4 protein-coding genes and 1 pseudogene are annotated in these 7,059 nt (G+C 63.3%); 3 read left to right on the top strand and 2 right to left on the bottom strand.

The genetic code is table 11. The features are described 5' to 3' along the window. The first annotated feature begins 257 nt into the window (after nt 1-257). Together J6497_RS22925 and J6497_RS22920 are read left to right on the top strand one after the other, a co-directional pair. On the top strand, nt 258-3,092 hold the full coding sequence (locus J6497_RS22925; protein ID WP_225706537.1) for an ATP-binding protein: 2,835 nt from the start codon (nt 258-260) through the stop codon (nt 3,090-3,092). Between the two features lie 81 nt (nt 3,093-3,173). Further along, the gene (locus J6497_RS22920) at nt 3,174-3,881 is read left to right on the top strand and encodes a hypothetical protein (protein ID WP_225706536.1); all 708 of its coding nucleotides are present in this window, start codon (nt 3,174-3,176) and stop codon (nt 3,879-3,881) included. Between the two features lie 160 nt (nt 3,882-4,041). On the opposite strand, the gene J6497_RS22915 is transcribed toward J6497_RS22920, so the two are convergent. After that, on the bottom strand, nt 4,042-4,620 hold the full coding sequence (locus J6497_RS22915; RefSeq protein ID WP_225706535.1) for a cytochrome b: 579 nt from the start codon (nt 4,618-4,620) through the stop codon (nt 4,042-4,044). Beyond that, the gene (locus J6497_RS22910) at nt 4,617-5,675 is read right to left on the bottom strand and encodes a catalase family peroxidase (protein ID WP_225706534.1); all 1,059 of its coding nucleotides are present in this window, start codon (nt 5,673-5,675) and stop codon (nt 4,617-4,619) included. Before J6497_RS22910 ends, J6497_RS22915 begins: the two co-directional genes overlap by 4 nt. A 195-nt stretch (nt 5,676-5,870) precedes the next feature. On the opposite strand from J6497_RS22910, the pseudogene J6497_RS22905 reads away from it, so the two are divergent. Beyond that, nucleotides 5,871-6,957 (top strand): annotated as a pseudogene (locus J6497_RS22905) (mandelate racemase/muconate lactonizing enzyme family protein). Nucleotides 6,958-7,059 lie beyond the last annotated feature (102 nt).

Raw genomic sequence — 7,059 nt, 5'->3', positions numbered from 1 at the left:
CCCCATCCCAGGACGGCCCCCGCCCCCTTTTCTTCTCCATGCATCATCCGCCTGCCGCGACCGTCGCAGCTTGCCTTTCGAATGGGTTGCTGGCTCTGGCGGGAGACGATACCGATACAATCTGGAACCCGGCATGGATCGCGGCTGGTTCGCGGCAAGCCGCTCCAGCGAGAGGAAATCTCGTCCAAACTCGTGCCCTAATCCGGGCACAAATCGTGGCTGGGCCAAAGACGGCTCTCGCAGCAGGCAGGTAGCGCGTGCAGGGCGACAACAGCGATGAATCGGCACTGGCATTCGGACCATTCCGACTGCTGCCGAAAGCGCGACTGCTCGAAAAAGACGGCGATCCCGTACATATCGGAGGCCGCGCGCTCGACATCCTGATCTTCCTCGCGGAACGCGCCGGCGAAGTCGTCGGCAAGCGGGAACTGGTGTCCCGGGTGTGGGCCGATGTGACCGTTGACGAAGGCAGCCTCCGCTTCCACGTCAGCGCGCTGCGCAAGGTGCTCGGCGACAGCGCGTCCGGCGCGAGATTTGTCATGAACGTTCCTGGCCGCGGCTATTGCTTCACCGCGCCGATCATACGTGCGCAGACGGGGCCTGCCGCAACGCCGGTCAGTAGCCCTCCCCTTCCGGCTCAGATCGCCAGGATGATCGGGCGCACCGAAACGATCGAGAAGATAGCCGCCGAGCTCGCGCGCCATCGCCTGGTCACGGTGGTCGGACCGGGTGGTATCGGCAAGACAACCGTCGCCCTGGCGGTGGGGCACCGTCAGCTTCCCGCCTATGCCGGAATGGTCAGATTCGTCGATTTCGGCTCGCTGTGGGACAAGCGCCTGGCGCCGAGCGCGCTGGCATCGGCCTTGGGGCTTTCGGTCTCCTCCGACAATCCGGTGCCGAGCATCCTGGCGTTTCTGCGTGAGAAACGCATGCTGTTGATCTTCGACAGTTGCGAGCATCTCTTGGAGAGCCTGGCGATGCTCGCGGAAAGCATCATCCGCGAGGCGCCTGAGGTTTCCATCCTGGCCACCAGCCGCGAATCGCTGCGCGCTGAAGGCGAGCAGGTCCATCGGCTGTTTCCGCTGGATTGCCCGCCGGAGCGCGCTGCCATCACCGCTCAAGACGTGCTGGCCTTCCCGGCCGCGCAATTGTTCGTCGAACGCATCGCCGCGAGCCTCGGCGGGTTCGAGCTCGGAAATGCCGAAGCGCCACTGGTGGCGGAAATCTGCCGCAAGCTCGACGGCATCGCGCTGGCGATCGAGCTCGCCGCCGGCCGCGTCAACGCTTATGGAATTCAGGGCATCGCCACGCTGCTCAACAGTCGATTCTCGCTGCTGTGGCAGGGCCGGCGCACCGCGGTGCCCAGGCATCAGACGCTGAGCGCGGCTCTCGGCTGGAGCTACGATCTATTGACTCTTGCCGAGAGCGTCACGCTGCGCAGGCTGTCAGTGTTCGCCGGCACCTTTACGCTGGAAGCCGCCCTTGCGGTGGCCTGCGGCGATGAAACCGACGACGCCGAGGCAGTCGAGGCGATCGCAAACCTGGTGGCAAAGTCGCTGATCTCGCTGCCGTCAACGGCTCAGCCGGTACGTTATCGACTGCTCGATACCACGCGCGCCTTTGCCACCGAGAAGCTTGCAGAGAGCGGTGAAGCCGCAAAGATATCGCGCAACCACGCGATCTATTTTCGCGATCTCCTTACCGGCATCGCCGCGAGAACCGCGGGCTCCGACAGCTTTACGCTCTATGCGGATCATCTCGCCAATGTCCGCGCGGCGCTGGATTGGAGCTTCTCCGACCAGGGCGACCGCGCGATCGGGATCGGGCTTGCCGCGGCTGCCACGCAATTCTTCCTCCAGCTTTCGCTGCTGACGGAATGCCATCGCTGGGCGCGACAAGCGCTGGCGGCGCTCGATCCGAAAATTGCCGACCAGCGCCAGGAGATGGAGCTGCAGGCCGCGCTTGGCGCGTCCTTGATGTTCACGCAAGGCAACACTGAAGAAGTCCATGCGGCCTTCACCCGCAGCCTCGAACTCGCAGAGTCCCACAACGACCTGCACTGGCAGCTATGGCTGCTGCGGGAGCTTCATATCTATCTCACCCGGATCGGCGACTATCGTGGCGCGCTAGTGATGGGCGAGCGCGGCGCGGTGGTTGCCAGGACATTGAACGATGCCGGCGCGATCCGCACCGCGGAGTGGATGCTCGGGGTCGCCAATCACCTGATCGGAAATCAGAACGAAGCTGTCTTGCAGTGCGAGAGCGCCACGACGCATGATCCGACCAGCCTGCGGATCAACATGCAGCCCCTCGGATATGACGACCGGATCGTCGCGCTGGTCGCCCTTGCACGCAGCCTCTGGCTGACGGGCCATCCCGATCGCGCCATCGAGGCGGCAAGATATGCAGTCAGCGAGGCCGAGCGCACGCAGCAGCCGCTCACGATCGGAATTGGCCTGATATGGTCCATCTACGTGTTTCTCTGGGTCGGCGATTGGGACGAAGCCGACAAGCTCATTGAACGCCTCATCAATCATGCGGCCAGGCATTTTCTCGGGCCGTACCAGGCCGTGGGACTCGGATTGAAGGGCGAATTGCTGATCCGCCGCGGAGAGCCAAAGGTCGGCATCGAGCTGCTCCGGCAGGGAACCGGAACATTGCGGCAGACGCGGCACAAGATCTTGAGCACGGTGTTCGCGGCAGCGCTCGCCGAAGGCCTGGTGCAGGTGCGGCAATATGAGGAGGCGCTCGGAATCATTGACGAGGCGATCGCGCAGCGCGACAGCGCCGGACAATCATTCGACCTGCCGGAAATGCTCCGCGTCAAGGGACACGTGCTGGCTTCGTCGGCCCGTCGATCCGAGGCCGAAACCTATCTGATGCAGTCGCTCACTCTGTCCCGCGGGCAAGGTGCGCTGGGATGGGAATTGCGGGCCGCCGCCACCTTGGGACGGCTCTGCCGTGACCAGGGCGATGCTGCAAAGGCGCATGCGCTGATCCACCCGCTCTATGCACGATACAGTGAAGGCTTCGACAGCGCCGATCTCCGGTCCGTAAAACTACTGCTCGATGAGCTGGCTTCAAGTATCTAACAACATCTAACGCGCAAATTCGCCCGTGCTGGGCCATGCTCCCTGTACGATTTTGGGGCTGGTCGAAGACGGGATTTGCGAATGGGACTGCTTGATGACGCCCTCGAGGCCTGCGGTGGGCTGGAACGATGGCGTCGGTTGAAGAGATTCACCGTCCACGTTTCCATTGATGGCGCGCTTTTCTCCCGCATTGGAAACGCAGGGCAGCTCAAGGACATGGTCGTGGAGGGATCGACCGAGGTGCAGACGCTGCAGTTCACCGGCTTCACCGCTCCCGACAGATGCGGTCTGTATCAGCCTGACTGGGTCGCGATCCAGAGCCTCCAAGGCGAGATCCTGCAATCGTGTCGCGACCCGCAGACGGCATTTTCGGATCACCACGACGATGCGCCGTGGGACGATCTGCGCCTGGCCTATTTCTGCGGCCTCTCGCTCTGGAACTGTTTGACGACCCCATTCCTGCTTGCGCAACCTGAAATTGAGACCGAGGAGCTGCCTCCCTGGAACACCGGCAACCAGATCTGGCGGCGTCTTCGCGCGCTGTTTCCGCCGACCATCGTCACGCATTCGCGGGAGCAGATCTTCTACTTCGATTGCGACGGGCTGCAACGGCGATTGGACTACGAGGCCGCGGGCACGCCAGTCGCGCACCTGACCTGGGCGCATCAGAAGTTCAACGACATCGTCATTCCCACGCTCCGGCGTTGCCTGTCGCGTGAGCCCGACGGCACGCTGATTGCGAAGCCCGCGCTGATCGATATCGAGATCTTCGACGCGTCGTTCGAGTAGCTCCTAACGGTCGACATGGGCCGCGAGCCAAGCGCGAACGCCGTCCAGCGTCTGGAACGGCGATTTCGACTTTGCACGTTGCCGAGTAGTGTCGTCGGCACCATCGCTCGAAAGCGTCATGACCCACTTGCTCGCATCGGCGCAAGTGGGTCTTGTGATGTCACTCAGCCACTCTGTACTCGACCTGAGTAGCCTCCTCTCGGATCGGCACCGGCGCCATAGCCGCGAACACACCGTCATGCCGGACCAGCGCGTGGAAGAGCGCCGCGGCGGCGTGCATCAGGATCAGCGCAAAGAATGCGAAGGCCAGATAGAAATGCGCATTCCACAACAGCGTATGCAGGCTGTCGCTCTGCGGCAGGAGCGCGGGAAGATAGATGCCGCCGTACAGCTCGGCAGGATAGGCGGATGCCGACAGCATGGCCCAGCCGAGCAAGGGCATGCCGATCATCAGCGCGTAGAGCGCGTAGTGCGACAGTTCCGCAGCAAGCTTCATCGGCTCGGGCAGATCAACCGGCAGCGGCGGCGCGCCGTAATAGAAACGCGTGACCAGGCGGATCAGTGCCAGCACAAAGATGACAGTGCCGAGCGTCTTGTGGATCGAGACCAGCGGGACGTATTTCGGCATGATCGTGGAGACCATGCCGACGCCGATGAACAGCATCGCCAGAATGCAGATTGCCATGAGCCAGTGCAGCAGGCGCTGAAGGGGAGCAAAGTGATGGCGGATCGCGTTCATGGCTTCGGGCCCGTTGGGATTCGTGGATAATCCTTGGCCTCCGCCGTGCGGAGATCGTACGACTTGGCGTAGACTGACGACCGGGCTGCCGGGAACGGATCGTCCGAGGTGCGGATGCCCGGAGGCAGGACGGTCGGATCGAAGTTGATGTCGCGGCAAGGACCATCCGCCTCGGCCTCGATCCGCTGCACCACGAGCGTGCCAACATCGATAGTGCGACGATCCTCCGGCCAGGCCTTGGTCGGGTCCGCGGTGGGATCACTCGGATTGGCAACGGTCACCGCCATGGTCCAACGCTGCGGGCCACTGCGAACGCGCTGCGTGATCTCCTGTTTAAGGAAGTCAGCGCCAAGCTTCTCGAGATCATCCTGCGCCACCGGAATAATCTGCGCCTGCGGCAGCAGCGACCATCGCACCGCGTGATCAGCGCCGGAACTGTCGGTGAAGATGAAAGCGTTGAGGCCATTGAAGTGATCCTCGGCATAGCTGCCGGTCCAGGGCCCGTTCCTGGCCCAGGCGCCGAACGTCGCGAACTCCGGATGCGCTCGGGCAAACACCTTCATGGCGTTGGTGTCCTTGCTGCCTGCTGCGAGCAGGAGTTCGTGAAAACCTTCCGGCGTTGAAGCGGCAAAGACCGGCGCATTGATCATTGCCGTGCGCCATTCCTCACCATTCGGCGGCGTGATCCGCAATCCCATGCCGCGCACGCGCACCGACGCATCCGCGGCATCCGGATTGGGCGTGCCCAGATTGAAGCGTCCGAGCGCCGGATACTGGCCGGCGGCAAGCACCGAAGCGCGCGAGATCGCCGCGCCACTGCCATTGGATTCGAAAACGCCGGTGAAGCAGATGCCTTTGGCGTGATTGCGGCGGTGACCGAGCGCTGGGCCGCTGGGCGGCGCCAGCGCCTGCAACATCTTCCAGGGCGTGAGGCGCTCGGGCGAAAGCCATCCCGCGGTGTAAGCAAAGGCGGCCGCGCTGCCGGCAACGACGACGCCGATCAGCACGATCGATCCCAGCACGGAGTGTGCGGGAGATGGACGCGGCTCGGGCATTCAGACCTCGCGATGACGATGGATAGTTCTGTTCTGTACGCACCACTATCGCTCTGTCGCAGAGCCCGTCTTCCCGAACCTGCCAACACTCTTTCAAAATCGCACGGCCGGCATCCGCAACGCTCTCCTCGTCGGAGGGGATTGTCGATCCGTCGCCATCGTCCTAACCTGCAAGAAAAAACAGGTGGAAACGCAATGGCACATATCAAGAATATCGAAACCGGACTCTACCGGATTCCGCTGTCGGTCACTGTCCGACAGCACCCATGGCGAAATCAAGGCGTTCGAGCTCATCACCATTCGCGCACGCGATTCCGACGGCGCCGAGGGCGTCGGCTACACTTACACGGTCGGCCGCAACGGCGGCGCCATCGCCGACATTCTGCGGCGTGAGGTTCCCGAATTGATCGAGGGCCGCGAGGCCGACGATACCGAAGCGCTTTGGCACCACGTCTGGTGGGGCCTGCATTATGGCGGGCGCGGCGGCCCTACCGTGCTTGCGCTTTCGGCGCTGGACATCGCCCTTTGGGACTTGAAGGCCCGGCGTGCCAAACTTCCGCTCTGGCGCCTGCTCGGCGGGTTCGATCAGCGCGTCCCCTGCTATGCCGGCGGTATCGACCTCGATCTGTCGGTCGAGGCGCTGCTGCAGCAGACCGACGACAATCTGGGCAAGGGCTTTCGCGCCATCAAGATGAAGGTGGGCCGCCCCGATCTCGGCTCGGACGTGGCGCGCGTACAGGCGATGCGCAAGCATCTTGGTGACGGCTTTCCCTTGATGGCCGACGCCAACATGAAATGGACGGTAGAGGAAGCCATCCGCGCCGCGCGAGCGTTGCAGCCGTTCGATCTCACCTAGCTTGAAGAGCCGATCATTCCCGACGACGTCGCCGGCCACGCCCGGATCCTCGCCGCCGGCGGCGTGCCGATCGCGGCCGGAGAGAACTTACGCACGCTCTGGGAGTTCAAGAACTACATCGCCAATAGCGCGGTCTCTTATCCGGAGCCTGACGTCACCAATTGCGGCGGCGTGACGGCCTTTATGAAGATTGCGCGGCTTGCCGAGGCCTTCAATCTTCCCGTCACCAGCCACGGCGCGCACGACATCACCGTGCATCTGCTCGCGGCCTGCCCGAACCGCTCCTATCTTGAGGCGCACGGCTTCGGCCTCGATCGCTATATCGAGCATCCGCTGGTGCTCGAAGAAGGCATGGCGCTGGCGCCGACGCGGCCGGGCCATGGTGTCAACTTCGACTGGAAAGGGCTTGAGCTGTTGGCCGCATGAGTCGGCCGCGGTCGGCCCGGCCTCGTTCCCGCACACGTGATCGCTGTGACACCCAAGCCGACGATAGAACATTCCTTGCTGTCGTGGTAGCGGATCCATACT

It is taken from the genome of Bradyrhizobium cenepequi, assembly GCF_020329485.1.
In the GTDB taxonomy this organism is placed as follows: domain Bacteria; phylum Pseudomonadota; class Alphaproteobacteria; order Rhizobiales; family Xanthobacteraceae; genus Bradyrhizobium; species Bradyrhizobium cenepequi.
The sequence above is the reverse complement of the archived record's forward strand: the minus strand, read 5'-3'. Positions and strand labels throughout refer to the sequence as shown.